The sequence below is a fragment of the Chromobacterium alkanivorans genome, from assembly GCF_016937655.1.
Lineage (GTDB): Bacteria > Pseudomonadota > Gammaproteobacteria > Burkholderiales > Chromobacteriaceae > Chromobacterium > Chromobacterium alkanivorans.
Window position 1 is genome coordinate 80,680 of sequence record NZ_JAFHKL010000011.1, and the last position, 24,276, is coordinate 104,955.

At 65.3% G+C, this 24,276-nt stretch carries 20 protein-coding genes and 1 pseudogene; 11 read left to right on the forward strand and 10 right to left on the reverse strand.

Going from position 1 to position 24,276, the window contains the following annotated elements; translation table 11 throughout:
* Positions 1–2: 2 nt before the first annotated feature.
* The 4 genes from tldD to JW897_RS18770 all read left to right on the forward strand — a co-directional run bounded on the left by tldD (position 3) and on the right by JW897_RS18770 (position 4,014).
* Positions 3–1,445 carry a metalloprotease TldD gene (tldD, locus tag JW897_RS18755; protein WP_205467298.1) on the forward strand — a complete coding sequence of 481 codons (1,443 nt, stop codon included), beginning with the start codon at positions 3–5 and terminating at the stop codon, positions 1,443–1,445.
* 341 nt (positions 1,446–1,786) lie between these two features.
* Positions 1,787–2,311, forward strand: a complete 525-nt coding sequence (locus JW897_RS18760) for an ester cyclase (protein ID WP_240352294.1) — start codon at positions 1,787–1,789, stop codon at positions 2,309–2,311.
* Complete coding sequence (locus JW897_RS18765; RefSeq protein WP_205467254.1) at positions 2,308–3,015, forward strand: SDR family oxidoreductase; 708 nt, start codon at positions 2,308–2,310, stop codon at positions 3,013–3,015. The genes JW897_RS18760 and JW897_RS18765 overlap by 4 nt, the downstream gene beginning before the upstream one ends.
* A gap of 27 nt (positions 3,016–3,042) precedes the next feature.
* Positions 3,043–4,014, forward strand: coding sequence for a polysaccharide deacetylase family protein (locus tag JW897_RS18770; protein ID WP_205467255.1), 972 nt, complete (start codon positions 3,043–3,045; stop codon positions 4,012–4,014).
* 199 nt (positions 4,015–4,213) lie between these two features.
* Here the strand turns inward: JW897_RS18770 and JW897_RS18775 are convergent, their stop codons facing one another.
* Both JW897_RS18775 and JW897_RS18780 read right to left on the reverse strand, forming a co-directional pair.
* Complete coding sequence (locus JW897_RS18775; protein ID WP_107732372.1) at positions 4,214–5,146, reverse strand: LysR family transcriptional regulator; 933 nt, start codon at positions 5,144–5,146, stop codon at positions 4,214–4,216.
* A gap of 46 nt (positions 5,147–5,192) precedes the next feature.
* Entirely contained in the window at positions 5,193–6,980 is a 1,788-nt protein-coding gene (locus JW897_RS18780) for an aminopeptidase P family protein (protein ID WP_205467299.1), read from the reverse strand.
* A 195-nt stretch (positions 6,981–7,175) separates the two neighbouring features.
* On the opposite strand from JW897_RS18780, the gene JW897_RS24550 reads away from it, so the two are divergent.
* Both JW897_RS24550 and JW897_RS18785 read left to right on the forward strand, forming a co-directional pair.
* Positions 7,176–7,304: a hypothetical protein gene (locus JW897_RS24550; RefSeq protein WP_275899884.1), complete on the forward strand. Its 129-nt coding sequence runs from the start codon at positions 7,176–7,178 to the stop codon at positions 7,302–7,304.
* 300 nt (positions 7,305–7,604) lie between these two features.
* A complete protein-coding gene (locus JW897_RS18785) occupies positions 7,605–7,970 on the forward strand; it encodes a DOPA 4,5-dioxygenase family protein (RefSeq protein ID WP_205467256.1) in 366 nt (121 codons plus the stop codon).
* A 220-nt stretch (positions 7,971–8,190) separates the two neighbouring features.
* On the opposite strand, the gene JW897_RS18790 is transcribed toward JW897_RS18785, so the two are convergent.
* Both JW897_RS18790 and JW897_RS18795 read right to left on the reverse strand, forming a co-directional pair.
* Positions 8,191–9,369: an acetyl-CoA C-acetyltransferase gene (locus JW897_RS18790; protein WP_048412154.1), complete on the reverse strand. Its 1,179-nt coding sequence runs from the start codon at positions 9,367–9,369 to the stop codon at positions 8,191–8,193.
* Between the two features lie 157 nt (positions 9,370–9,526).
* Positions 9,527–11,227 (reverse strand): PHA/PHB synthase family protein, encoded by a 1,701-nt coding sequence (locus tag JW897_RS18795; RefSeq protein ID WP_420837272.1) that lies wholly within the window; start codon positions 11,225–11,227, stop codon positions 9,527–9,529.
* Between the two features lie 344 nt (positions 11,228–11,571).
* On the opposite strand from JW897_RS18795, the gene JW897_RS18800 reads away from it, so the two are divergent.
* The 3 genes from JW897_RS18800 to JW897_RS18810 all read left to right on the forward strand — a co-directional run bounded on the left by JW897_RS18800 (position 11,572) and on the right by JW897_RS18810 (position 13,975).
* A complete protein-coding gene (locus JW897_RS18800; RefSeq protein WP_205467258.1) occupies positions 11,572–12,228 on the forward strand; it encodes a fumarylacetoacetate hydrolase family protein in 657 nt (218 codons plus the stop codon).
* Positions 12,213–12,629, forward strand: coding sequence for an RNA-binding S4 domain-containing protein (locus JW897_RS18805; RefSeq protein WP_205467259.1), 417 nt, complete (start codon positions 12,213–12,215; stop codon positions 12,627–12,629). The genes JW897_RS18800 and JW897_RS18805 overlap by 16 nt, the downstream gene beginning before the upstream one ends.
* Positions 12,630–12,805: 176 nt before the next feature.
* Complete coding sequence (locus tag JW897_RS18810; protein WP_205467260.1) at positions 12,806–13,975, forward strand: MFS transporter; 1,170 nt, start codon at positions 12,806–12,808, stop codon at positions 13,973–13,975.
* On the opposite strand, the gene JW897_RS18815 is transcribed toward JW897_RS18810, so the two are convergent.
* From JW897_RS18815 to JW897_RS18825, 3 genes are all read right to left on the reverse strand, one after another.
* Complete coding sequence (locus JW897_RS18815) at positions 13,963–14,493, reverse strand: GNAT family N-acetyltransferase (protein ID WP_205467261.1); 531 nt, start codon at positions 14,491–14,493, stop codon at positions 13,963–13,965. The two genes, JW897_RS18810 and JW897_RS18815, sit on opposite strands and share 13 nt — an antisense overlap.
* Positions 14,494–14,581: 88 nt before the next feature.
* Positions 14,582–15,982: an L-serine ammonia-lyase gene (locus tag JW897_RS18820; protein WP_048412149.1), complete on the reverse strand. Its 1,401-nt coding sequence runs from the start codon at positions 15,980–15,982 to the stop codon at positions 14,582–14,584.
* A gap of 452 nt (positions 15,983–16,434) precedes the next feature.
* Positions 16,435–17,079 carry an NAD(P)-dependent oxidoreductase gene (locus JW897_RS18825; RefSeq protein ID WP_048412148.1) on the reverse strand — a complete coding sequence of 215 codons (645 nt, stop codon included), beginning with the start codon at positions 17,077–17,079 and terminating at the stop codon, positions 16,435–16,437.
* 118 nt (positions 17,080–17,197) lie between these two features.
* On the opposite strand from JW897_RS18825, the gene JW897_RS18830 reads away from it, so the two are divergent.
* Positions 17,198–18,082: a LysR family transcriptional regulator gene (locus JW897_RS18830; RefSeq protein ID WP_205467262.1), complete on the forward strand. Its 885-nt coding sequence runs from the start codon at positions 17,198–17,200 to the stop codon at positions 18,080–18,082.
* Positions 18,083–18,134: 52 nt separating this feature from the next.
* Here JW897_RS18830 and JW897_RS18835 read toward each other — a convergent pair whose 3' ends face one another.
* The 3 genes and pseudogenes from JW897_RS18835 to dinG form a co-directional block, all read right to left on the reverse strand.
* The gene (locus JW897_RS18835; RefSeq protein WP_205467263.1) at positions 18,135–19,319 is read right to left on the reverse strand and encodes a porin; all 1,185 of its coding nucleotides are present in this window, start codon (positions 19,317–19,319) and stop codon (positions 18,135–18,137) included.
* 212 nt (positions 19,320–19,531) lie between these two features.
* A pseudogene (locus JW897_RS18840) lies at positions 19,532–19,816 on the reverse strand (DUF3579 domain-containing protein); the annotation flags it as partial.
* A gap of 126 nt (positions 19,817–19,942) precedes the next feature.
* Positions 19,943–22,069, reverse strand: coding sequence for an ATP-dependent DNA helicase DinG (gene dinG / locus JW897_RS18845; RefSeq protein ID WP_205467264.1), 2,127 nt, complete (start codon positions 22,067–22,069; stop codon positions 19,943–19,945).
* Between the two features lie 215 nt (positions 22,070–22,284).
* On the opposite strand from dinG, the gene JW897_RS18850 reads away from it, so the two are divergent.
* A complete protein-coding gene (locus tag JW897_RS18850) occupies positions 22,285–24,243 on the forward strand; it encodes an aminotransferase class I/II-fold pyridoxal phosphate-dependent enzyme (protein WP_048412144.1) in 1,959 nt (652 codons plus the stop codon).
* The last annotated feature ends 33 nt before the right edge of the window (positions 24,244–24,276 follow it).

Below are 24,276 nucleotides of genomic sequence, written 5' to 3' on the forward strand. Positions count from 1 at the left end.
TGATGCAAGATGCTTTTTCCGCGGCAGACAGCCTGCTGCTCAAGCCTTACGGCCTGGACGAGGCGGCTTTGGAGGCCACGCTGGCGCGCATGCGCCACCACGCCATCGACTACGCCGACCTCTATTTTCAATACACCCGCAGCGAGGCCTGGAGCCTGGAAGAGGGCATCGTCAAGTCCGGCAGCTTCAGCATCGACCAGGGCGTGGGCGTGCGCGCGGTGGCCGGCGACAAGACCGCCTTCGCCTATTCCGACGCCATCAGCCTGGAGGCGCTGAGCCGCTCCGCCGACGCGGTGCGCGCCATCGGCCAGGCGGGCGGCGACGGCTCCGCCGGCCGCCAGGCGCCGCGCGCGCCCAAGCCGCTGTATCCGGCGCTGGACCCGTGTCACAGCCTGGAGGCGGCGGCCAAGGTGGCCTTGCTGGAAAAGGTGGAGCGGATGGCGCGGGCGCTGGACCCGCGGGTGATCCAGGTGATGGCCGGCATGGCCAGCGAATACGACGTGGTCTACGTGGCGCGCCACGACGGCGTGCGCGCCGCCGACGTGCGGCCGCTGGTGCGGCTGTCGGTGATGGTGATCGCCGAGCAGAACGGCCGCCGCGAGCAAGGCTCCAGCGGCGGCGGCGGCCGCTTCGATCTGGCCTACTTCGACGACGAGGTGCTGGAGCGCTACGCGCGCCAGGCGGTGCATCAGGCGCTGACCAATCTGGATTCGCGGCCGGCGCCGGCCGGCCAGATGACCGTGGTGCTGGGGCCGGGCTGGCCCGGCGTGCTGCTGCACGAGGCGATAGGCCATGGCCTGGAAGGCGATTTCAACCGCAAGGGCACTTCGGCCTTCTCCGGCAAGATCGGCCAGCGGGTGGCGGCGCCCGGCGTCACCGTGGTGGACGATGGCGTGATGGAAGAACGCCGCGGTTCGCTGGCGATAGACGACGAGGGCAATCCCACCCAGCGCACCGTGTTGATCGAGGACGGCGTGCTCAAGGGCTATATGCAGGACGCGATGAATTCGCGCTTGATGCAGGTGGGCGCCACCGGCAACGGCCGCCGCGAGTCCTACGCCCACATCCCGATGCCGCGGATGACCAACACCTATATGCTGGCGGGCCAGCACGACCCGCAGGAAATCATCGCCTCGGTCAAGGACGGCCTGTACGCGGTCAACTTCGGCGGCGGCCAGGTGGACATCACCAGCGGCAAGTTCGTGTTCTCGGCGTCGGAGGCCTGGCGCATCGAAAACGGCAAGCTCAGCTATCCGGTCAAGGGGGCCACCCTGATCGGCAACGGGCCGGACGTGCTCAACTACGTCAGCATGATAGGCAATGATTTGGAGCTGGATCAGGGCGTGGGCGTCTGCGGCAAGGAAGGGCAGAGCGTGCCGGTGGGCGTGGGTCAGCCGACGCTGCGCATAGACGGCGGGCTGACCGTGGGCGGCACCGGCGGCTAAGAACCCGTTCACGATCTGCTGCGCGTCGCGAGGCGTGGCACGGTGAGTACCGCTTCGAAATGCTCATGTACCGTTTGTACACTACGCTTTCTCAGCCGTTTTCGCCTTGTCTCGCCTTAGCTCGCGAGATCGTAAACACGTTCTAAGAACCCGTTCACGATCCGCTGCGGGTTGTGTTTGAGAAAGGCGAAGCGCAGGCGCTTCGCCTTTCTTTGCGTCTATTTTCAAATTCAACAAGCAGATCATCCAAATACAAAGCCAATTATCAATTCCGATCGGCGGCGACACAATGCGCTGGTCCGGTGTCGCCATGGTGGCGGCGCCGCAATCGGGAGACGATGATGAAAGCTTTGACCTTGGCGCTGGGCTTCGGCCTGGCCATGAACGCGGCCTTCGCCGGCGCGGCGGAAAACCTGCCGCAGCCGGCGCGGGTGTGGGCGGACCGCCCGGCCGGCAGCGTGGCGGCGGTGAAGCTGGCCGCGCTGCGCTACGCGGCGTTCTGGAACAGCGGCGATCCGCGCTACGCCGAACTGGCGCTGGACCCCGACTTCATCGACCGCACTTTGCCCGCCGGCCGCCAGCAGGGTGTGGCCGGCCCCTTGCAGGCTTCGCGCCAGTTCCGCGCCGCGGTGCCGGACTTGAAGGTGGACGTCACCGACATGGTGCTGGCCGGCGACCGGGTCGCCTTGCGCCTGCATTTCCAGGGCCATTTCAGCGGCCGTTTCGGCGAGCTGCAAGGCCAGGGCCAGCCGGTGGAGTTCCAGGCTTTCGATCTGTACCGCGTCAAGAACGGCCGCATCGCTGAGAACTGGCATCTGGAAGACAATCTGACCCTGATGCAGCAACTGGGCGTGGTGAAGCCATGAGCGCGGCGGCCTTTTCCTTCCAGGGCCAGACCGTGGCGGTGCTGGGCGGCGGTTCCGGCATCGGCCGAGCGGTGGCGGACGCGGTGGTGGAAGCCGGCGCTCGGGTCTATGTGCTGGGGCGCTCAGTCCAGTCTTCCGCGGACCGGGACGGCATCCAGGCGGATATCACCGACAGCCGGGCGCTGGCCCAGGCCTTCGCCGCCATCGGCCGCATCGATCATCTGGTGCTGACCGCCGGCGCCCGGGTCGGCGCGCCGGCGCTGGCCGAGCTGAGCGAGGAAGCGTTGCGGCAGACTTTCGACGTCAAGCTGTTCGGCAGCCTGCTGGCGGTGCGCGAGGCCTTGCCCTATCTGACGGAGCGGGCGTCGGTGACCTTCACCTCCGGCCTGCTGGCGCGCAAATTCTCCAGCGGCGGCCTGCTGAAAAGCACGGTCAACGCCGCGCTGGAGGCGGCGGCCAAGAATCTGGCCAAGGAGCTGGCGCCGCGCCGCGTCAACGTGGTTAGCCCCGGCGTGGTGGACACCGAACTATGGGGCGAGGCCGGTTCGGCCGCGCGCCAGGCGACGCTGGCCCGCATCGGCCAGGGCCTGCCCGTCGGCCGCGTCGGCCTGCCGCAAGAACTGGCGCAAGCCTATCTGCTGGCGATGGCCAACGGCTTCGTCACCGGCGCGGTGCTGGACGTGGAGGGCGGGGCCTTGTTGTAGGCCTCGCTTCGAGAAAGAGGACCCGAAATGTCCGATACCCTACCCATCAATCGTCGCCAGTTCCTGGCCGGCGCGGCCGCGGGCAGCACCGCGCTGATGCTGGCGCACGGCGCGGCGCTGGCGGCGACAGGAGCAAGCAAGATGACGGCAAACTCAACAAGCGGCGGCGCCTTCTGGCCCAACGGCGCGCGCCTGGCGATTTCTATTTCCATGCAGTTCGAGGCCGGCGCCCAGCCGGAACGCGGCGCCAGCGGGCCCTTCCCGCCGCTGGACCCCAAGTACGCGGATTTGCCGATGCAAAGCTGGTACGACTACGGCGTCAAGGAGGGCATTCCGCGGCTGCTGGACCTGTGGGACCGCACCGGGGTCAAGGTGACTTCGCATATGGTGGGCCAGGCGGTGGACCGCAGCCCGCAGCTGGCGCGCGAGATCGTGGCGCGCGGCCACGAGGCGGCGGCGCACGGCCAGACCTGGGAGCCGCAGTATCCGATGACGCCGGCGCAGGAGGAGGCGGCCTATCGCGCCAATATCGCCAGCATAGAGCGCGCCACCGGCACGCGTCCGGTGGGCTTCAACGCCTTTTGGCTGCGCGGCACGCCGAATACCCTGGGCATTCTGCAGCAGCTGGGCTTTCTCTATCACATTGACAACGTCAGCCGCGACGAGCCGTTCACGGTGCCGGTCAAGGGCAAGCCCTTCGTGGTGGTGCCCTATACCTTGCGCAACAACGACATCGTGCGCTTCGATTCGCCGGCCTTGAGCAACGAGGCTTATCTGTCCGATCTGAAGGCCGAGTTCGATCTGCTCTACTCCGAGGCGGGTTCGCGGCGGCGGATGATGTCGATCAGCACCCACGACCGCATTTCCGGCTCGCCGGCGCGGGTCAAGGCGCTGGAGCAGTTCATCCGCTACGCGCAAAGCCACGCCGGCGTCGCCTTCATGCGCAAGGACGAAATCGCGCGCTTCGCGCTGCAGGCGGACAAGGTGCCGGCGGACTGAGTTTTTGAGTTGCGTTCCACAACCGCGGGACGGCCATTGGCCGCGCCGCGGTTTTCTTAGAGCCTGTTTACGATCTCGCGAGCTAAGGCGAGACAAGGCGAAAACGAGCGAGAAAGCGGAATGTACAGATGGTACATGAGCATTTTGAGCTCGGTTTCAACGCCGTGTCGCCGACGCGCAGCAGATCGTAAACAGGTTCTTACAATTGGGCGCCGGCCTCCGGCAGCAGCGCGGTGGCCGGCAGCGCCGACAGCCGCTCGCGCAGGAAATCGATCAGCCGGCGGATGCGCAGCGGCTGGCCGCGCTGGCCGGGATAGAGCAGGTGCAGCGGCGCGCTGTCGGTGAAGTAGTCGTCCAGCACCGTGAGCAGGCGGCCCTGGCGCAGATCGTCGGCGATGTCCAGCAGCGATTTGTAGGCGAAGCCCTGGCCTTGCAGCGCCCAACGGCGGATCACCTCGCCGTCGTTGCTCTGCTGCGCGCGCTCCAGCCGCAGCGCGCGGCGCTGGCCGTGCTCGCGGTAAGGCCATTCATGCATCGGTCCGTCGCCGGTGACCAAGGTCAGCGTCGGCAGCTCGGCCAGCTGTCGCGGATGGCGCGGCGTGCCGGTGCGGGCCAGCAGCGCCGGCGCGGCGCAGACCACGCGGCGGCTGGCGGCCAGCTCGCGCGCGATCAGGCCGCTGTCCGCCGGCTGGCCGTAGCGGATGGCGATGTCGATGTCTTCGCCGATCAAATCGGCCGGGGTGTCGTCCAATTGCAGGGCGAAATGCACCGCCGGATGCAGGCGGCGGAATTCGTCCAGACAGTCCAGCAAGGCGTGGCGGCCCAGATCCGACGGCGCGGACAGCCGGATCAGGCCGCTGAGTTCGCTTTGCTCCCGCTGCAGCCGGTCCTGGCCTTGCTGCAGGGTGTCCAGCGCGCGCTGGCAGTGGTCGCGGAATATCTCGCCGGCCTCGGTCAGCCGCAGCTGGCGGGTGGTGCGCTGGAACAGCCTGCTGTCCAGCGCGGCTTCAAGCCGCTGGATGCAGGCGCTGGCGGCGGCGGGCGACAGGCCCTGTTTGCGGCCGGCGGCGGAGAAGCTGCCCAGCTGGGCGGCGTCGAGGAAGAGGCGGAGGTCGTTGAGTCGGTCTAGCATCGGGCAGAAACGGCCCGGGCGCGGAGGCGCCCGGGCGGCGAGGGGTTTAAATGGTTTCGGTGTTGGACAGCAGCCATTCGCGCGCCGCGCCGTCCACCAGCGGCAGCAGTCGCGCGCGCACTTCGGCGTGGTACTGGTTCAGCCAGTCCACCTCGGCGCGGGACAGCAGGTTGAAGTCCAGGCAGCGGGTGTCGATCGGGCACAGGGTCAGGGTTTCGAAGCGCAGGAAGTCGCCGAACTCATTCTGCGACGAGGCCACGTTCAGCACCAGGTTTTCGATGCGCACGCCCCAGCGGCCGGGGCGGTAGACGCCGGGCTCGATCGAAGTGACCATGCCTTCCTGCATCGCCATATTGGCGTCCGGCACCGCGCGGGAAATGCTCTGCGGGCCTTCGTGCACATTGAGGAAGTAGCCGACGCCGTGGCCGGTGCCGTGGCCGAAGTCGATGTCGTGCTGCCACAGCGGCGCGCGCGCCAGCGCGTCCAGCATCGGCGACAGGGTGCCGCGCGGGAAATGGGCCATGGACAGGCCGATGGTGCCTTTCAGCACCAGGGTGAAGTCGCGCTTCTGCTCGGCGGACGGCGCGCCGACCGCCACCACGCGGGTGATGTCGGTGGTGCCGCCCAGGTATTGGCCGCCGGAGTCGATCAGCAGCAGGCCGTCGCCCTTGATCTCGCTGTGGGCGGCCTCGGTGGCGTGGTAGTGCGGCAATGCGCCGTTGGCGTTGAAGCCGGCGATGGTGCCGAAGCTGGGGGACACGAAGCCGGGGCGGCGCGCGCGCGCGGCGGTAATTTCCTCGTCTATGGTCAGCTCGGTGACGCGGCTGCGGTTGACCTGGGATTCGAACCAGGCGAAGAACTCGCACAACGCCGCGCCGTCCTGTTCCATCGCGCGGCGGATGTGGGCGGCCTCTTCCTCCGTCTTGCAGGACTTGAACAGAGTGCTGGGGTTGATCGCCTCGATCACGCGGGCGGCCGAATTGACCGCCTGACGCAGGCCCAGGGTCACGCGGCGCGGGTCCAGCAGCAGGCTGGCGCCGGCCGGCAGCGCGGCGAGCGCCGGCTTGGCCTGGGCGTAGGGCTGGACCTCGACGCCGTCGGCCGCCAGTTGGGCGCGCAGTTCGGCGGAAATCTTGCCTTCGCCGACGAAGAGCGTGGCCTGTTGCCGGCTCAGCAGCGCGTGGCTGATGAACACCGGGTTGTAGTTGACGTCGCTGCCGCGCAGATTGAAGCTCCAGGCGATGTCGTCCAGCGTGGACAGGAAGTGCCAGTCGGCGCCGGCCTCGGCCATGGCGGCGCGCAAGCGCGCCAGCTTGTCGGCGCGGCTTTGCGGAGCGAAAGCCGATTCATGTTGATAGACCGGCGCCTCCGGCAGCGGCGGGCGCTGCGGATCGATGGCGTCTATCAGGTCCAGATCGGTGCGCAGCCGGGCGCCGGCCTGCTCCAGCGCGCCTTGCAGCGCCTTGGCCGCGGCCAGGCCCAGCGAATCGCCGTCCACCGCCAGCGTCTGGCCGGCGCTCAGGGTCTTGGCGATCCAGCCCAGGTGGTCGGCGCTGGCGGCGCTGACGATCTTGACCAATTGAATGCCGCTGCCGGCCAGCTCGGCCTCGGCCTGCACCCAGTAGCGGCTGTCGGCCCAGACGCCGGCGAAGTCGCGGGTGACGATCAGGGTGCCCATGGAGCCGGTGAAGCCGGACAGCCATTGGCGCGCCTGCCAGCGCGCCGGCAGGTATTCGGACAGATGCGGGTCGGACGAGGGCACCAGACAGGCGTCGACGCCGGCGTTCTTCATGGCGGCGCGCAAGGAGGCGATGCGTTGCAGGATGGTGTCCAGTTGCGGGGTTGCGAGGGTGTTCATGCCGGCTCCGGGGGATGTATGCCATGCATTCTGTGGCCAATGAAACCGGGGCGCAAGAGTATGAGCATAGCTGATGATTGCCATGTCATTTCTTGAGCCGGCACAAGCGCCGCGGACAGGTCTATACTGGAGCCGGCATCGGCACCGCCGATGCATGCCAAGGAGCTGATCATGAGTAAATCAAGACACAGCAGCAAGGAAGCCAAGAAGCAGCCGTTGTTGACGCCCAAGGAGAAACGGGCGGCCAAGCATCAGAAGAAACATGGGCCGGACGGCGCCCCCATCATTGTTCCCCACTAAGGCGAGCGCCGCGGCGATGCGGCAGCCTTGATGTGCCGATCGTGCCGTTGGCTTCAATTCGCGCGTTGTTCCTCTCCACGGTCGATCCGACCGTCTACACCGGCCAGTGGGCCGGTCAATCGCCCAAACCTCCTGCCATCGCGGCCAGGGGGTTTTTGTTTGGCGCGGGAGGTTTCGGCGCGCAGGCAGGCGCGCGCGGCAGGAATATGCTGTCTTGATTTTTTGCGGCGGAGACGATAGCTTCACTGGCTTTATTCGGGGCCGGTCCGCCGCGAGCGGGCAAGGGACAAAGGGCGAGCGATGCAGCAGGCGATTGAGGTGACGGGCTATCACGCCCATGTTTATTATGACGCGGCGCAACAGCCGGCGGCGAGGCGGCTGCGCGAGGCGGTGGCGCAGCGCTTCGAGGTGGAGCTGGGGCGCTGGCGCGAGCAGGCTTACGGGCCGCACCCGGTGGGCGCTTACCAGATCGCCTTCGCGCCGGCTCTGTTTGGTCAGATCGTGCCGTGGCTGATGCTAAACCGGGAAGGGCTGAGCGTGCTGCTGCATCCGCTCAGCGGCGACGACGTCGAAGACCACAGCGATTTCGCCATGTGGCTGGGCGCGCCGCTGGAGCTGAACATGGCTTTCCTGCGCCAGCATGGCGACAACGGGCGCTCGGGCTGAGTGGCGGCGAGCCGCGCGCTGAAAACAAAACCCACCGGCTTCGGCCGGTGGGTTTTGTTATTGACGGGTAAGGACTTAGAACGTGTTTACGATCTTGCGAGCTAAGGCGAGACAAGGCGGAAACGAGCGAAAAAGCGGAATGTACTCGTGGTACATGAGCATTTTGAGCTGGTACTCACCGTGCAACGCTTCACGACGCGCAGCAGATCGTAAACAGGTTTTAGCGCCGTTCCACCGCCAGCGCCACGCCCATGCCGCCGCCTATGCACAGCGTGGCCAGGCCTTTCTTGGCGTCGCGGCGCTGCATTTCATGCAGCAGGGTGACCAGCACGCGGCAGCCGGAAGCGCCGATCGGGTGGCCCAGCGCGATGGCGCCGCCGTTGACGTTGACCTTGTCCGGGCCCCAGCCCAATTCGCGCGCCACGCCCAGCGCCTGGGCGGCGAAGGCTTCGTTGGCTTCCACCAGGTCCAGCTCTTCCACCGTCCAGCCGGCCTTGTCCAGCGCCTTGCGGGTGGCGGCCACCGGGCCTATGCCCATGATTTCCGGCGCGCAGCCGGTCAGCGCGTAGCCCTTGATCGTGGCCAGCGGCTTCAGGCCCAGCTGGTCCGCCTTCTGCGCCGACATCAGCAGCACCGCGGCGGCGCCGTCATTGATGCCGGAAGCGTTGCCGGCGGTGACGGTGCCTTCTTTCTTGAAGGCGGCGCGCAGCTTGGCCAGGCCTTCGGCGCTGGCGTCGTGCTTGATGAACTCGTCGCTGTCGAAGGCCACCGGATCGCCCTTGCGCTGCGGCACCAGCACCGGGGTGATCTCGTCCTTGAACTTGCCGGCTTTCTGCGCGGCGGCGGCGCGTTGCTGCGAGGCCAGCGCCAGCGCGTCCTGCTCTTCGCGGCCGATGCCGTACTTCTCCGCCACGTTTTCGGCGGTGATGCCCATGTGGTAGGCGTTGTAGGCGTCGGTCAGGCCGTCGTTGACCATGGTGTCGATCAGCTGGGCGTTGCCCATGCGGAAACCGTCGCGCGAGCCGGGCAGGATGTGCGGGGACAGGGACATGCTTTCCTGGCCGCCGGCGATGACGATGTCGGCGTCGCCGTTGGCGATGGCCTGGGCGCCCAGGTGCACGGCGCGCAGGCCGGAGCCGCAAACCACGTTGAGGGTGGTGGCCGGGGTGGAGACCGGCAGGCCGGCCTTGATCAGCGCCTGGCGCGCCGGGTTCTGGCCGCTGCCGGCGGTCAGCACCTGGCCGAGGATGACTTCGCTGACGTCTTCCGGTTTCAGGCCGGTTTGGGCCAGCAGCGATTTGATGACGGTGGCGCCCAGTTCCGGGGCCGGGATCTTGGCCAGCGCGCCGCCGAAACTGCCGATGGCGGTGCGGGTTGCTGCGACAATCACGACTTCCATGTTTTTCTCCGTCTCTCTTCTAATGTGACCGCGAAGGTCGGTGTGTCGGCCAACGCGCCGGCGGCGGAACGAGGAAACCGCTAAAGCACATCGAGCGGCTTTCAACCCCGTACCTGACTATCCCGCCGAAGCGCGGCAGACTTTGAACCGCTTGTTCTTATTGCAGGCTGGCCACCACGCTGGGCATGGCCTTGGCCAGCACATAGCTGCCCGGCGCCGCTTGCAGCGGCGGGAAGTCTTTGCTGCCCAAGGCCTTGGGCGCGGCGACCTGCTTGCCGGATTGCGGCGCCAGCCAGGCGTCCCAGTCCTTCCACCAGCTGCCGGGGTGGCTTTCCGCGGTTTCCAGCCAGGCGTCGGCGTGCTCGGGCAGCTTGTCGTTGACCCAGTAATTGCGCTTGTCCTTGGTCACCGGATTGATCGAGCCGGCGATATGGCCGGAGGCGCCCAGCACGAAGCGCCGCGACGGCGCGCCGGTCAGGTAGTGAATGCCGGAGTAGGCCGAGCTCCACAGCACGATGTGGTCTTCGCGCGCGGCGAAGATGTAGACCGGGATGTTGATCTTGGAAACGTCGATGGGCACGCCGCACAAGGTGATGGAGCCCGGTTTGGTCAGCGCGTTGTTCATGTAGAACTGGCGCAGCATGAAGGTGTGCATCGGTAGCGGCAGGTCCACCGCGTCGTTGTTCCAGTAGAGCAGGTCGAACGGCGCCGGGGTCTTGCCCAGCAGGTAGTTGTTGACCACGTAGTTCCACACCAGGTCGTTGGCGCGCAGGCTGGCGAAGGTGCGGCCAATCTCCTTGCCGCTGATGATGCCGCCGGCGGCGATCTTGGCCTCGCGGCTGGCCACCAGATTCTCGTCGATGAAGTAGGAGATCTCGCCCGGCTCGGCGTGATCTATCAACGAGGTCATGAAGGTGGTGGAGTCGAAGTACTTGAGCCCGCGCGCTTGCAGTACGCACTGAGTGGTGGTCAGGATCACGCCGCCGACACAGAAGCCCAGCGCGTTCATGCTGTCCTGCTTGGTGATCTTGCGCACGGTTTCCGCCGCGGCGATCACGCCTTTCTCGATATAGCTTTCCCAGGTGAAGTGCTTCATCTCGGGCACCGCCGAGCGCCAGCTGATCAGGAACACGCGGTAACCCTGGGCGACGAAGTGGCGCACCATGGAATTGTCCGGCTGCAGGTCCATCAGATAGTACTTGTTGATGCAGGGCGGCACGATCAGCAGCGGCTTCTCATAGACTTGGCCGGTGGTCGGGGTGTACTGGATCAGTTCGATCAAGTCGTTGCGGAACACTACCTCGCCGGGCGTGACCACGATGTTCTTGCCGATGTCGAACTGGCTCTCGTCCGACATCGAGATGTGGCCCTTCTGGAAATCCTCCAGCATGTTCTTCATGCCGTCGACCAGGCTTTCGCCCTTGGTCTCTATCGCCCGTTTCATCACGTCCGGGTTGGTCAGCATGAAGTTGCTGGGGGAGACCGCGTCCAGGTATTGGCGGGTGGCGAAGGCCAGCTTGTCCTTGGCTTCCTCCTCCAGCTGGGCGTTGTCAACCAGTTCGGTCATCCATTTGCTGGTGAGCAGATAGCCTTGTTTGAGGAAGTGGTAGAACGGATGTTCGTCCCATTCCGGGGAGGCGAAGCGACGGTCGCCCTTTTTCGCCGAGGCGTCGCCGTTGGCGGCGGGCGCCTGGCCCAGAAACTGCGACCACAGATGCATCTGCTGCTGATACAGGCTGCTTTGCCAGGCGAACAGCTGGCCGGCGTTGCTGAGCATGGCGCCCCAGGCGTTGGCCAGCGGCAATTCGGTATTTCCAGGTTGCGGCGGCAGCGGCAGATTGTTGACGAACTGCTGCATCCACTGTTGGTTGGCCTCGGATAGGCTGGCGAAGAAACTATCCAGCGGGTTTGTACTTTCTTGGGTCAAAGCTGTCTCCTGAAACGTGCCGAAGCGTTATCGAAGCTTTCCTGCATTGGACCGTGTAACAAAATGTGCGGTCGCAAGGTACGCCATGACTGTAACAGGGTTACATGACATTTTCACCGGGTGGCGGGCAATCGGCGCGTCAAAAGCCGCATCTTGTTGCCGCGGTGCACAATCTGCCTAGCTGTCCTTTCGGACTGGCATGCCGAGGGGGGGGAAATTATGGGATAATCGCGAGCTTGCATGGTTGGCGTTGAACAGAACGGGAAAGGATAGTCATGTCGGCATTCAAGGCGCGTTTGGGCGAACAGGACGTCGCGGTGGGCAATATCTTCTGCATCGGGCGCAATTACGCCGCGCACGCGGCGGAATTGAACAACCCGCTGGAAGACGAGCCGCTGGTGTTTCTGAAGCCGACTTCGGCGCTGGCCGGCGAGGGCGAGCCCTTGCGGTTGCCGGATTACTCCAGCGACGTTCACCACGAATGCGAGCTGGTGCTGCTGATAGGCAAGGGCGGCCGCGACATCGCCGAGGCGGAAGCGCTCGGCCATGTGGCCGGCTACGGCATCGGCCTGGACATGACGGCGCGCGATGTGCAAGCGGCGGCCAAGAGCAAGGGCCATCCGTGGACCAAGGCCAAGGGCTTTCCCACCGCCGCCTGCCTGTCGCGGCTGGCGCCGGCGGCCCAGGTGGCCGATCCGCAGCGGCTGAGCTTCGAACTGCGCGTCAACGGCGAGTTGCGCCAGCAAGGCGACACCGGGCTGATGTTGTTCCCGGTGGCGGCCATCATCGCCTATCTGTCGCGCATCTACGGCCTGCAAGCCGGCGACCTGATCTATACCGGCACCCCTGAAGGGGTGGCGGCGGTGCGTTCCGGCGACAGGCTCAGCCTGAAACTGGAGGGGCTGGCCGCCGCCGAATGGAGCGTGCTCTGATGGCGGCCGGCGCCGAGGACGACGGCAAGGTCCGTCTCGACAAATGGCTGTGGGCCGCTCGTTTCTTCAAGACCCGGCAACTAGCGCACGAGGCGCTGGAGCTGGGCCGGGTGCAGGTCAACGGCGATAGGGTCAAGGCTTCGCGGGTGGTCAAGGAGGGCGATCAGCTGGTGATGCGCATCAATCAGCTGGAGTACCGCGTCGAGGTGTTGGCCTTGAGCACCCAGCGCCGTCCGGCGAAAGAGGCGCAGCTGCTTTACCGCGAGGACGAGGCCTCGCGGCTCGCGCGCGAGGAACAGCAGTTGCTGCTGAAGGCGGAGCGCGCCAGCTTCCCGCACGGCGACGGCCGGCCCACCAAGAAGGCGAGGCGCGAGATCGGCAAGTTCAAAGGGCAGTTCTGAGAAGCCGTTGGCGCGACACGGAGGGCATGGACTCGGCATGCCCGCGCAGCGCTTGGCCAAGGCCGCTTTCTCGCTTGCCTGGCCTGGTGCCGCAGCCGCGCGCGAGACTTTGAACAGGCTCTAAGCGCTGTTTTTGTTTTCAACCAGGAGCCCGTCACGGGCCGAGTTTTCAGATCATGCCGTCTTCCGCGTCACCCGCCGCATCCCTGCTGCCGTTCAGCCTGTTCTATTTCAGCTATTTCGCCTTTCAGGGTCTGTTCAGTCCGTTTTGGGGGCTGTATCTGCAGTCGCTGTCCTTTTCCGCCTGGCAGATTTCTGTGCTGATGGCCTTGTCCACGCTGGCGCGCATCGTGGCGCCCGGCTTCTGGGGCTGGCTGGCGGACCGGCGCGGCCGGCGGCGCGCCATCATCCTGACGACTTCGCTGCTGTCGGCGGCGGCCTTCCTGCTGGTGGGGCTGGACCGCGCCTTCTGGTGGGTGTTCGTCAGCCTGGCGGTGTCGCACTTCTTCTGGGCGGCGGCGCTGCCTCTGGTGGAGGCCAGCACCGCCCACCTGACCCGCGCGCAGCCTGGGCGTTACAGCCGAGTGCGGGTCTGGGGTTCGATAGGCTTCGTCTGCCTGGCGATGAGCGGCGGCGTGCTGCTGGACGGCATAGGCATAGGCAATCTGCCGTGGGCGCTGTGCGTGTTGCTGGGCCTGGTGGCGGCGGCGGCCTGGCGGGTGCCGGAAGTGGCGGCCGAACGCAGGAGCGGGCCGTCGACGCCTATCGCCGCCACGCTGCGGCGGCCGGAGGTGATGGCGCTGTTCGGCTGCTGTTTCCTGATGGCCTTCGCCCATGGCCCTTACTACACCTTTTTCTCCATAGGCCTGAAACAGGCGGGCTACGAGCAGGGCGCGATCGGCATGCTGTGGGGGCTGGGCGTGGTCAGCGAGGTGGCGGTGTTCCTGCTGATGCCCAAGATCATGGCGCGCGCGCGGCTGGAAGCGCTGATGCTGTTGTCGCTGGCGGCGGCGGCGCTGCGTTTCGCGCTGATCGCCGCCGCGGCGCAGCTGGCCTGGGTGGCGATAGGCGCGCAGTTATTGCACGCGCTGACCTTCGGCCTGCATCACGCGGCCTCGGTGGGGCTGATCCACCGCATGTTCGAGCAACAGCACCACGGTCGCGCCCAGGGCCTGTACATCATCGCCTCGTTTGGCGTCGGCGGCAGCGCCGGCGGCCTGATCGGCGGGCTGGTGTGGCCGCACGGCGGCATGGCGACGACCTTCGCGATGTCGGCCGCCGCCGCGGCGCTGGGCGTAGCGCTGTGCCGGCGCTGGCTGCGGCCGGCGGCGCATCAGGCGGGTTGATCTTTCAATAGCGTCGGCGGCACGAAATAGCAGCTGTCGCCATCGATGCCGGGCAGCTCGATCCGGCCCTGGTAACGCAGGCCGATTTTCTCCAGCACGCGGATGGACGCCTGGTTGTGCGGCGCGGTGATGCCCACCACCACCGCGTGCCCCAGCTGTTCGCGGCCGTGTTCTATCGCGGCCAAGGCCGCCTCGCTGGCGTAGCCGCAGCCCCAGTATTGTTCCAGGAAGGCGTAGCCGATGTCCGGATAGGCCAGGCCGTCGCGTTTGACCAGGCCGCAGATGCCGACCGGGACGCCGTCGTCCAGCCGCTCCACCAGCAGCAGGCCGTGGCCGTGCTTGCGGTAGCTGGCTTGCGGGCCTTCCTCGATGTAGCGCAGCGCGCCGAGCAGGTCGTGGGCGTCCTTGTCGCCGATATTGGCGATGAAGGCCGGCTCGTTCAGCAGCATGAGCATGAAGGGGGCGTCGCTGGCGTGCAGCGGGCGCAGTTGCAGTCTGGCGGTGGCGATGTGATGCATGGCTGGTTCGAGTTTCGCGGGAATGAGGTCGTAAAAAAAGCCGACGGCGCGCAAGCGCCATCGGCTTCGATGCTAACAGGCCGGAGGCTCAGCACTCAACAATATTCACCGGCACTTCGATGACGTTGATGGCCAGGCCGCCGCGCGCGGTTTCCTTGTACTTGGTGCTCATGTCCATGCCGGTGTCGCGCATGGTCTTGATCACCCGGTCCAGCGACACGAAGTGCTGGCCGTCGCCGCGCAGCGCCATGCGGGCCGCGTTGATGGCCTTGACCGAGGCCATGGCGTTGCGTTCGATGCAGGGCACTTGCACCAGGCCGCCCACCGGGTCGCAGGTCAGGCCCAGATTGTGCTCCATGCCGATTTCGGCGGCGTTTTCCACTTGTTCCGGGGTGCCGCCCAGCACTTCGGCCAAGGCGCCCGCGGCCATCGAGCAGGCCGAACCCACTTCGCCCTGGCAGCCCACTTCGGCGCCGGAGATCGAGGCGTTGAGCTTGAACAACACGCCGATGGCGCCTGCGGTGAGCAGGAAGCGCACGATGCCGTCGTCGCTGGCGCCGGGCACGAAGCGGGCGTAATAGTGCATCACCGCCGGGATGATGCCGGCCGCGCCGTTGGTGGGCGCGGTGACCACGCGGCCGCCGCCGGCGTTTTCCTCATTGACCGCCAGCGCGTACAGATTGACCCAGTCCATCACCGTCAGCGGGTCGCGCAGCGCCGCTTCGGGCGAGGCCAGCAGCTTGCGGTGCATGTCGGCGGCGCGGCGCTTCACCTTCATGCCGCCGGGCAGAATGCCTTCGCGATCGCAGCCGCGCTTGACGCAGTCCTGCATCACTTGCCAGATCTTCAGCAGTTCGGCGCGCACTTGTTCCTCGCTGCGCCAGGCCAGTTCGTTCTCCAGCATGATCTGGCTGATGGATTTGCCGTGGCGCTGGCACAAGGCCAGCAATTCCGCCGCGCTCTTGAACGGGTGCTTGAGTTCGGTGACGCCCGGCGGGACGAAGCCGGCGTCGATGGCGGCCTCGTCGACCACAAAGCCGCCGCCCACCGAGTAATAGGCGCGCTTGGACAGGCTGGCGCCGGCGGCGTCGAAGGCTTCGAAAATCATGCCGTTGGGGTGGTAGGGCAGGGTTTTCTTCTTGTGCAAAATCAGGTGCTCGCCTTCGATGAAGGGCACGGTCTGTTTGCCCAGCAGCGCGATGGCCTTGTCGGCGCGGATGGCGGCCAGCATGCCGTCCACCGCGTCGGTGTCCACCAGGTCGGGCTGTTCGCCCTGCAAGCCCAGCAGCACCGCGACGTCGGTGCCGTGGCCCTTGCCGGTGGCGCCCAGCGAGCCGAACATTTCGGCGCGCACGCTGGCGGTTTGCGTCAGCAAGCCGTCTTTTTCCAGCCGCGCGATGAATTGGCGCGCGGCGCGCATCGGTCCAACCGTGTGGGAGCTGGACGGGCCGATGCCAATCTTGAACAAATCAAAAACACTGATGGCCATAATGCTTCTCTTTAAGGGCTGTGTCCCGGCAAGCGGGTTGTTGTGAGAACGGCCTGGGCCGTCCTTATTATTGTCGTTGTCATGGTTTCGCATGGTTTTGGCGTCAGGGCCTGCCTGCGCTTCGCCATCTTGCGGCAGCCGGGCAATCTAGACAAGCCGGCGGCGGCTGTCAATTTAGAATTATAGAGTCAGGACTAAGTTGCATCGGGGATTCCGCGAGTCGACGCCACATTGCACCCGGATGGCATGGTTGGGGCGGGCGGAAGGCCCGTTTGGAAAGGCGGGGAGGGGGATTGGACGCGAAAAAGCCCGGGCGCGCCGGGCTTGAGGTTTGGAAGCGGTTTTCGATGGGCCGCGCGTCGGCGCTGGGGGAAACAGACGCATCGACCATTTCGTTTGCCCGGTCGTATGCGCCTGCTCTCGCCCTTGCTCGCGAGACTTTGAACAGGCTTTTAAACTGCGGCGGCGGTGAAGCGACGACGCAGATGCTGCGGTTTTTCCAGTTCGTCGACGATGGCCACGGCCAGGTCTTCCACGCTGATGTCGGCGGGCTTGTCGCCGTTGAACAGCAGTTGATCGCCGCCCAGCCGGTATTTGCCGCTGCGCTCGCCGGGGTGGAGGAAGGCCGGCGGCGAGACGAAGGTCCAGTCCAGCGCGCTTTCCTCGCGCAGGCGGCGCAGCGCCTCACGTACGCCCAGCGCGCCTTCCTTCCATTCCGCCGGGAATTCCGGGGTGTCTACCAGTTGCACGCCGGGCGCCACTTCCAGGCTGCCGGCGCCGCCCACTTCCAGGAAGCGCTTGACGCCGGCCTGCTTGACGCCGGCGACGATGGCGTCGTGACCCTTGACCGCCAGCGCCTGGATGTCGGCCTTGTCCCAGCCCGGGTTGAAGGCGCTGACCACGGCGTCGTGACCGGCGACGGCGGCGGCGATCTGGCCGGCCTGGTAGGCGTCGGCGGCGACGCCGCTGAGCTGCGGGTGTTGCGGCAGCTTGGACAGATTGCTGACGATGGCGCTGACTTGATGATTGCGAGACAGCAGTTCCTGCAGGATGGCCGAGCCGACAAAGCCGCTGGCGCCGATCAGTGCGATTTTCATGAGGATGATTCCTTTCCGCGATTCACGTAATGAAGTTTGACGGCGTTCAGAATAGCAGCTTGATTATAGGGCGATAATCCGGCAAGAATAAGATTGATAGTTTAGCTGAGCTTAATAAATGGATGCATTGCGACGGATGGCGGTCTTCGCCATGGTGGTGGACAAGGGTTCGATGAATGGCGCGGCGCGGGAACTGGGCATGACGCCGTCGGCGGTCAGCCAGCACATCAGCAAGCTGGAGCAGCAGCACGGCGTCAGCCTGCTGCACCGGACTACCCGCAAGCTGACGCTGACCGAGGCCGGCAGCCTGTTCTACCAGGGTTGCGCCGACATGCTGGCGGCGGCGCAGCTGGCCGAGCAGCGCTTGCTGGAGCTGCGCGACGCGCCGGTGGGCGAGTTGCGCATCGCCGCGCCCACCGGTTTTGCCGGTGCGCTATTGAGTGAGGCGCTGACGCCCCTATTGAGCGCGCACTCGGGCCTGAAGCTGCGGTTGTTCTTCCACGATGAAATGATAGACCTGGTGGACAATCGCATCGATCTGGCCTTGCGCGCCGGCGTGCTCAAGGACTCCAGCCTGGTGGCGCGCCATCTGGCTGACTGGCCGAACGTGCTGTGCGCGTCGCCGGCCTATCTCGCGCGTCAGTCGGCGATCACGCGGCCGGAGCAATTGTCCGCGCTGCAATGGGTGGCCTTGTCCGACCGCAAGCTGGGTTGGCTGGCCTTCGAGCACGCGGACGGCAGCTGCTTCACCGCCGAGCCGGACGCGCGCTTGGTCAGCAACAACATCGTCGCCGCGCGCCAGTTTGTGCTGGCCGGCATGGGGGTGGCGGTGCAGCCGGAGCCGGAGATACGCCAGGAACTGGCCGACGGCAGGCTGCTGCGGGTGTTGCCGGAGTGGAGCTTGCCGCCGCTGGCGATCTACGCGGTGACGCCGCGCCGCGACATCCAGCCGGCGAAGGTGCGCTACGCGATCGAGGCGCTGCGCGCCAGCCTGAGCAAATGAAAAACGCCGCCGGCAAAGCCGGCGGCGTGATTAGGATTGCGCTTGCTCAGGATCAGAAGGCGACCTTGAAGCCCACGCCGAAGGCTTGCGGGTCGTTGCCGGCGGAGAGCGAAGCGTTGCTGGCGCCCAGGTTGCTGTCGTACACCGGGTTGTTGGCGAAGTTGGCCTTGGCCTTGGCGTTGTTGCTGATCTTGGTGTAATAAGCCAGCACTTGGGTGGTTTTGGACAGATTGTAAGTGCCGCCCAGGACCCATTGTTTGGCCTTGAAGTCGTCGCCGTTGACGCCGGCGCCGGTGTTCTTCAGCGTGCCCAGCTGACCGTAGGACAGCTTGACCGAAGCCGCGCCGAAGTCCTGGCCCAGCGCGAGCAGCCAGTTGTCTTGCTTCAGCTGGCCGCCGCCAACCTGGTCGAAAGTGCCCCATTCGTAGTTGCCGCCGACAAAGGTGCCGGTGTCGAATTTATAGCTGGCGGCAATGCTGTAGAAGGTGACGTTCTTGCCGGAGTTCAGCGATAGCACCGCGGGGCTGTTGCTGCTGGAAGTGTTGTAGGAGTTGTTGTTGGCGAGAACGGCCATATCGTATTGGCGATCCCAGCCGGCGGCCAGGTTCAGGCCTTGCCAGGTATAGCCCAGGCCCAGGGAGATGCGCTTGGAGTCGTTGCCGGACACGCGGTTCTCGTCCACGCCCCAGGACGCGCCCAGCTTGAAGCCGGCCCAGCTCGGGGAGAAGTAGTGCACCGAGTTGGCCAGGCGGGCTTCGCCGCGGCTGTTGACCGAGCTGCTGCCGAAGTTGTCGGCGGTGGTGTTGGTCATCAGGTCGGTGCCCAGCGCGCTGTTGCCGCTGCCGGTGAACATCTTGTAGGCGGAGTCGTATTGACCCAGCAACACGCGGCCGAAGTCGCCGTTGTCGATGCCGATGAAGGTGTTGCGGGTAGCGAAGGTAGCAGTCTGGCCCTTGTCGTTGGTGCCGCCCTGCTCGAAGTTGCGCAGGCTGTTTTCCACCTGCCAGATCGCCTTGGTGCCGCCGCCAAGATCCTCAAAGCCCTTGAAGCCGATGCGGGAGTTGTGGTCGACGATGCGGGTGCGGCTGCTGTATTCGGTGCCGCCGGCGCTGGCGCCGGTGGCTTTGCTCGATTCGATGCCGCCGCTCAGGAAACCGTAGATGGTCACGTCAGCGTGGGCTGCAACGGGCAAGGCGAACATTGCGGCAAGCAGTGCTGCCAGATTTTTCTTTTGCATCTTGAATGCTCCAAGTCAGTTTTTGCTTTACTAAAGTCAGGTGCCGAACCTGGCGGCCCCGCAATATTTATTCATCAATAAACTGCGGTATCGCCACAACACTTGTCTTAGTTTAGCCACAAAATATGACGTGGGTGTTGCAATGTTGTTGCATCAAGATAATTCGGACAGGGTTAGTGTTGCAATTACGCCAAGAATTGATTCGGGTAGACCTCGTCCAGCAGGGTGCGGCAGTCGACGATGCGCAGGTCGTTGTCCTTGGCGAAATCCATCAGAAAGCAAAACACCTGCGGGCTGATTTTTTCCAGTTTCTTGTCCACGGCCACGCAGCGGACGCCGTCCAGCATCATCGGGCGGACGTGGGCGTGGTAGTGCAGCTTTTGATCGTCGAAGGAGGCTAGGATGCCGGCCAGGCGTTCGGCCCAGTCGCTGGGGCGAAAGGTGCGCCCCTCGGAAGTGATGCCCTGGATGACTATTTCGTATGGATTGCAGATCATGGCGGTGGACCGGAGTGTTTGCTTTTGGTTTAGCCTGTTTTTTATCGTCTGCTAAGCGATTTGCGCTTGGCGTTTTATGTTCAGGCGTTTTGTTTGTTGCTGAATATTTAGCATTTTACCCGAAAATCAGATGCGCTTGAATGGCGGCAGCGAGGCGAGCAGCCGTTTGCCGTAGCTTTGCTTTTGCAGCCGATTGTCCAGGATGGTGACGCGGCCGTAATCGCGCTCGGTGCGGATCAGGCGGCCGACGGCCTGCACCAGCTTGATCGAGGCTTCCGGCACCGTCAGTTCGATGAAGGGGTTGCCGCCGCGTTTCTCTATCCAGCGCGACAGGGTTTTGCCCACCGGGTCGTCCGGCATCGCGAACGGCAGCTTGGCAATAATCACGTGCACGCAGCTTTCGCCGGGAAGGTCCAGGCCTTCGGAGAAGGAGTCCAGGCCGAAGATCACGCTGGGCTCGCCCTGTTTCAGCCGTTGATGGTGCTGTTCTATCAGCAGGCTCTTGGGGATTTCGCCCTGGATCAGCAGCCGCTCGCGCAGCGCGGACGGCAGGCCGGCGGCGACGTCCTGCATCTGCTTGCGGGAGGAGAACAGCACCAGGGTGCCGACCGCTTCCTTCAGATCGATCAGCTTGGGCAGCCATTCGACGATTTCGCGGGTATGGCCGCCGGCGTCCTTGGGGCTGGCCAGCATAGGCGGCAGATAAAGCTCGCCCTGTTCGTCGAAGTTGAACGGGGAGTCCAGCGCCACGCAGCTGACCTCCGGCATCCATTTGAGGCCGGTTTGCGACAGCAGCAGGTCGAATTCGCCCAAGGAACGCAGCGTGGCCGAGGTCAGGATGGCGCCGGCGGCGCGACGCCACAGCGTGGCAGCCAGGCTGGCGGCGGCGCTGACCGGCGAGGCGGAAAACAGGTAATCGCCCTTTCCCTCGGCGCGGCGGGTAATCCATTTGGCGATGGGCGGGCTGCTGGGCTCGGTTTCCTTTTCAAACAACTCCCACACCGCCAGCAGCTGTTCGGCGCGCGCGGTGAGGAAGCCCAGGTCGGAGGAGGTCTTGTCGACTTGGGCCGCTTCGCCGCCCTTGTCCTTGCGCGCCTCGCCCAGCGCGTCGGTCAGCAGGCTCAGTTGCTTGAACAGCGAGCGCGCCGAGGTGGCCATATTGGCGGTGGGGCCCTGGAAGCGCTCCGGCAGCACGCCGTCTTCTATCAGCCAGGTGGGCTCCAGATTGTCGCTGGAGGCGGCCAGCGTGTCTTCGCCCTCCAGCAGCCACAGCCATTCGGTCAGCGTTTCGGAACAGGCGCTGGCGGCTTCTATCGCCTGGCTGACGATTTCCACCTTGTCGGTCAGCGCCTCCACGCGGATGGCGGCGGCGGCCACTTTGTCCAGCCAGGACATGGCCTGAGCCAGCGAATGTTCGGCGGAAAACTGGTTAACCGCCTTTTTGGCCAGGTGGTGCGCCTCGTCGATACAGTAGTAACTTTCTTCCGGCGCCGGCAGGATTACGCCGCCGCCCATGGACACGTCGGCCAGCATCAGATCGTGGTTGGCCACCACCACGTCCACGTTTTCCAGCACGTCGCGCGCCAGGTAGAACGGACATTCCGGCCGGTTGGGACAGGCGGCCTTCAGGCAGCCGTGGCGGTCGTTGGTGACGCGCGACCACAGGCCGTCGTCGATCACGCTGTCCCAGGCGTCGCGGTCGCCGTTCCAGCGGCGGTAGTAGAAGGCGTCGGCCAGCTGGCGCAGGGTTTCGATCTCGCCGGCTTCCGGCTTGCGGTCCCACAGCGCCAGCGTCGGGTCCAGGTCCAGCAGCTGGCCTTGGGCGTTTTCGGCGGTCAGCGCGTAGATGCGCTGCGGGCACAGATAGCGGCCGCGGCCCTTGGCCAAGGCGAAGGTCAGCGGCAGGCCGCTGTTCTCGACGACGAAGGGCAGGTCGCGGTTGACCAGCTGTTCCTGCAGGGCGATGGTGGCGCTGGTGACCACCAGCTTCTTGGCGCGGGACTTGGCCATCACGCCGCCGGCAAGCAGATAGGCCAGGCTTTTGCCGACCCCGGTGGGGCCTTCGATCACGGCGATGCTTTCGCCGGCGCGTTCCGGCCAGTCGTCGCCTTCCTTGTCCTTGCTGCGCGACAGGGCGTTGGCGATTTCCGCCAGCATGCGGCGTTGCGCGGCGCGCGGGCGAAAGCCCGGCAGGTTGTCGGCTATGGTCCGGTAATGGTCGCGAATCGCGTCTTTTTCAGCAGGGGTCAGCATGGCGGCGATTGTACCGCAAGGGGGCGGCCTTGTCTGGCCGCGCCGAGCCGGGCGCCGAATATGGGGAAATGCTGATGTGCGACTGCAAAATGACGCCGACGCGCCGATGTGGATAGGATAGGCAAATATAAAAACAAGCGAAATTGCGCGAGCGACTCAGGCAGACAAATCCATCAATAACAGCGCAAAGCAACATCAACAGGAGAAACCCTATCATGACACCCGTTAGCCGAGTGCTGGTGGTTAGCGACGACGCCAAATGGCAGGCCGATGTGCTGGCCGGACTGGGCGCCGCCGCGGTCCGGCTGGAAAACCCCTATGGCCTGACTTTCGTCGGCGTCGCGCGCAGCCAGGACGCGCTGGATCAGATCGCCCGAGACGGCGACGTCCAGGTGGTGCTGGTGGACAAGCAGTTGCAGGAGAAGGGCGTCAGCCAGGCGGCGGCGCAGCTGGCCAACCGCATCAGCGCCTTCCGCCCGGAAATTTCGTTGTACGTGCTGTTGTTCGACGACGACGAACGCGCCTTGGTGGAAGACCTGGCCAGCCACGCGGTGGACGGTTATTTCTATCGCGACGAACTGGATTTTCACGGCTGGTTCCGCATCCTGTCGGCGGAGCTGGCGGAGAAGTCCGCGACGCCGTTCTACGACAAGCTCAAGCAATACGTGCGCATGGCCAAGGACTCCTGGCACACGCCAGGCCATTCCGGCGGGGATTCCCTGAAAGGCAGCCCCTGGGTCGGCGACTTCCACGACTTCGTCGGCGAAAGCATGCTGCGCGCCGATCTGTCGGTGTCGGTGCCGATGCTGGATTCGCTGCTGCACCCGACCGGGGTGATAGAGGAGTCGCAGATGCTGGCGGCCAAGGCCTTCGGCGCCAAGCGCACCTATTTCGCCACCAACGGCACCTCCACCTCCAACAAGGTGATCTTCCAGACCTTGCTGGCGCCCGGCGACAAGCTGCTGCTGGACCGCAATTGTCACAAATCGGTGCACCACGGGGTGATTCTGTCCGGCGCGCTGCCGGTGTACCTGGACTCCTCGATCAACAAGCAGTTCGGCATTTTCGGTCCGGTGCCCAAGGAAACCATCTTCGCCGCCATCGCAGCCAATCCGGACGCGCGGGTGCTGATCCTGACCTCCTGCACCTACGACGGCCTGCGCTACGATCTGAAGCCCATCATCGAGGCCGCGCACGAGCAGGGCATCAAGGTCATCGTCGACGAGGCCTGGTACGGCTTCGCCCGTTTCCACCCGGCGTTCCGGCCGACGGCGCTGGAGTCCGGCGCCGACTACGTGACCCAGAGCACGCACAAGGTGCTGTCGGCGTTCTCCCAGGCCAGCATGATCCACGTCAACGACCCCGGCTTCGACGCGCATCTGTTCCGCGAGAACTTCAATATGCACGCGTCGACCAGCCCGCAGTACAACCTGATCGCCAGCCTGGACGTGGCGCGCAAGCAGGCGGTGATGGAGGGCTACCGGCTGTTGGACCGCACGCTGAAGCTGGCGCAGGAGTTGCGCGACAAGATCAACTCCACCGGCGCCTTCCGGGTGCTGGAGTTGTCTGACCTGCTGCCGGAGGAGGTGCGCGAGGACGGCATCCAGTTGGACCCGACCAAGCTGACCGTGGACATCACTCAGTCCGGCTTTACCGCCGACGAGCTGCAGCAGGCGCTGTTCGAGCGCTACAACGTCCAGGTGGAGAAGTCCACCTTCAGCACCATCACCCTGCTGCTGACCTTGGGAACCACTCGCAGCAAGGTGTCGCGGCTGTATGACGCGATGCTGCGGCTGGCCAAGGAAAAGCGCCCGCCGCGGCCGCTGGGGAGGATGCCGGAAATCCCGCGTTTCTCCCGCTTGGCCAGTCTGCCGCGCGACGCGTTTTACGAGGCCGGCGAGCGCCTGCCGCTGCTGGACGACGACGGCCGGCCCAACGCGGCGCTGGTTGGACGCGTCTGCTGCGACCAGATCGTGCCGTATCCGCCCGGCATTCCGGTGCTGGTGCCCGGCCAGGTGATAGACGACACCATCCTCGCTTATTTGGCGCGACTGCAAAAAACCCAGAAATCCATAGAAATGCACGGTTTGGCCGAGGACGGCGGCGAGTTTTTGCTGCGGGTGCTCAAAGAGGGGGAGCTGGCGCAACTGCCGGGACGCGCCTTGTTCAAATGAATGCTTGTCAGACAGGCTGATTTCCGATAAATA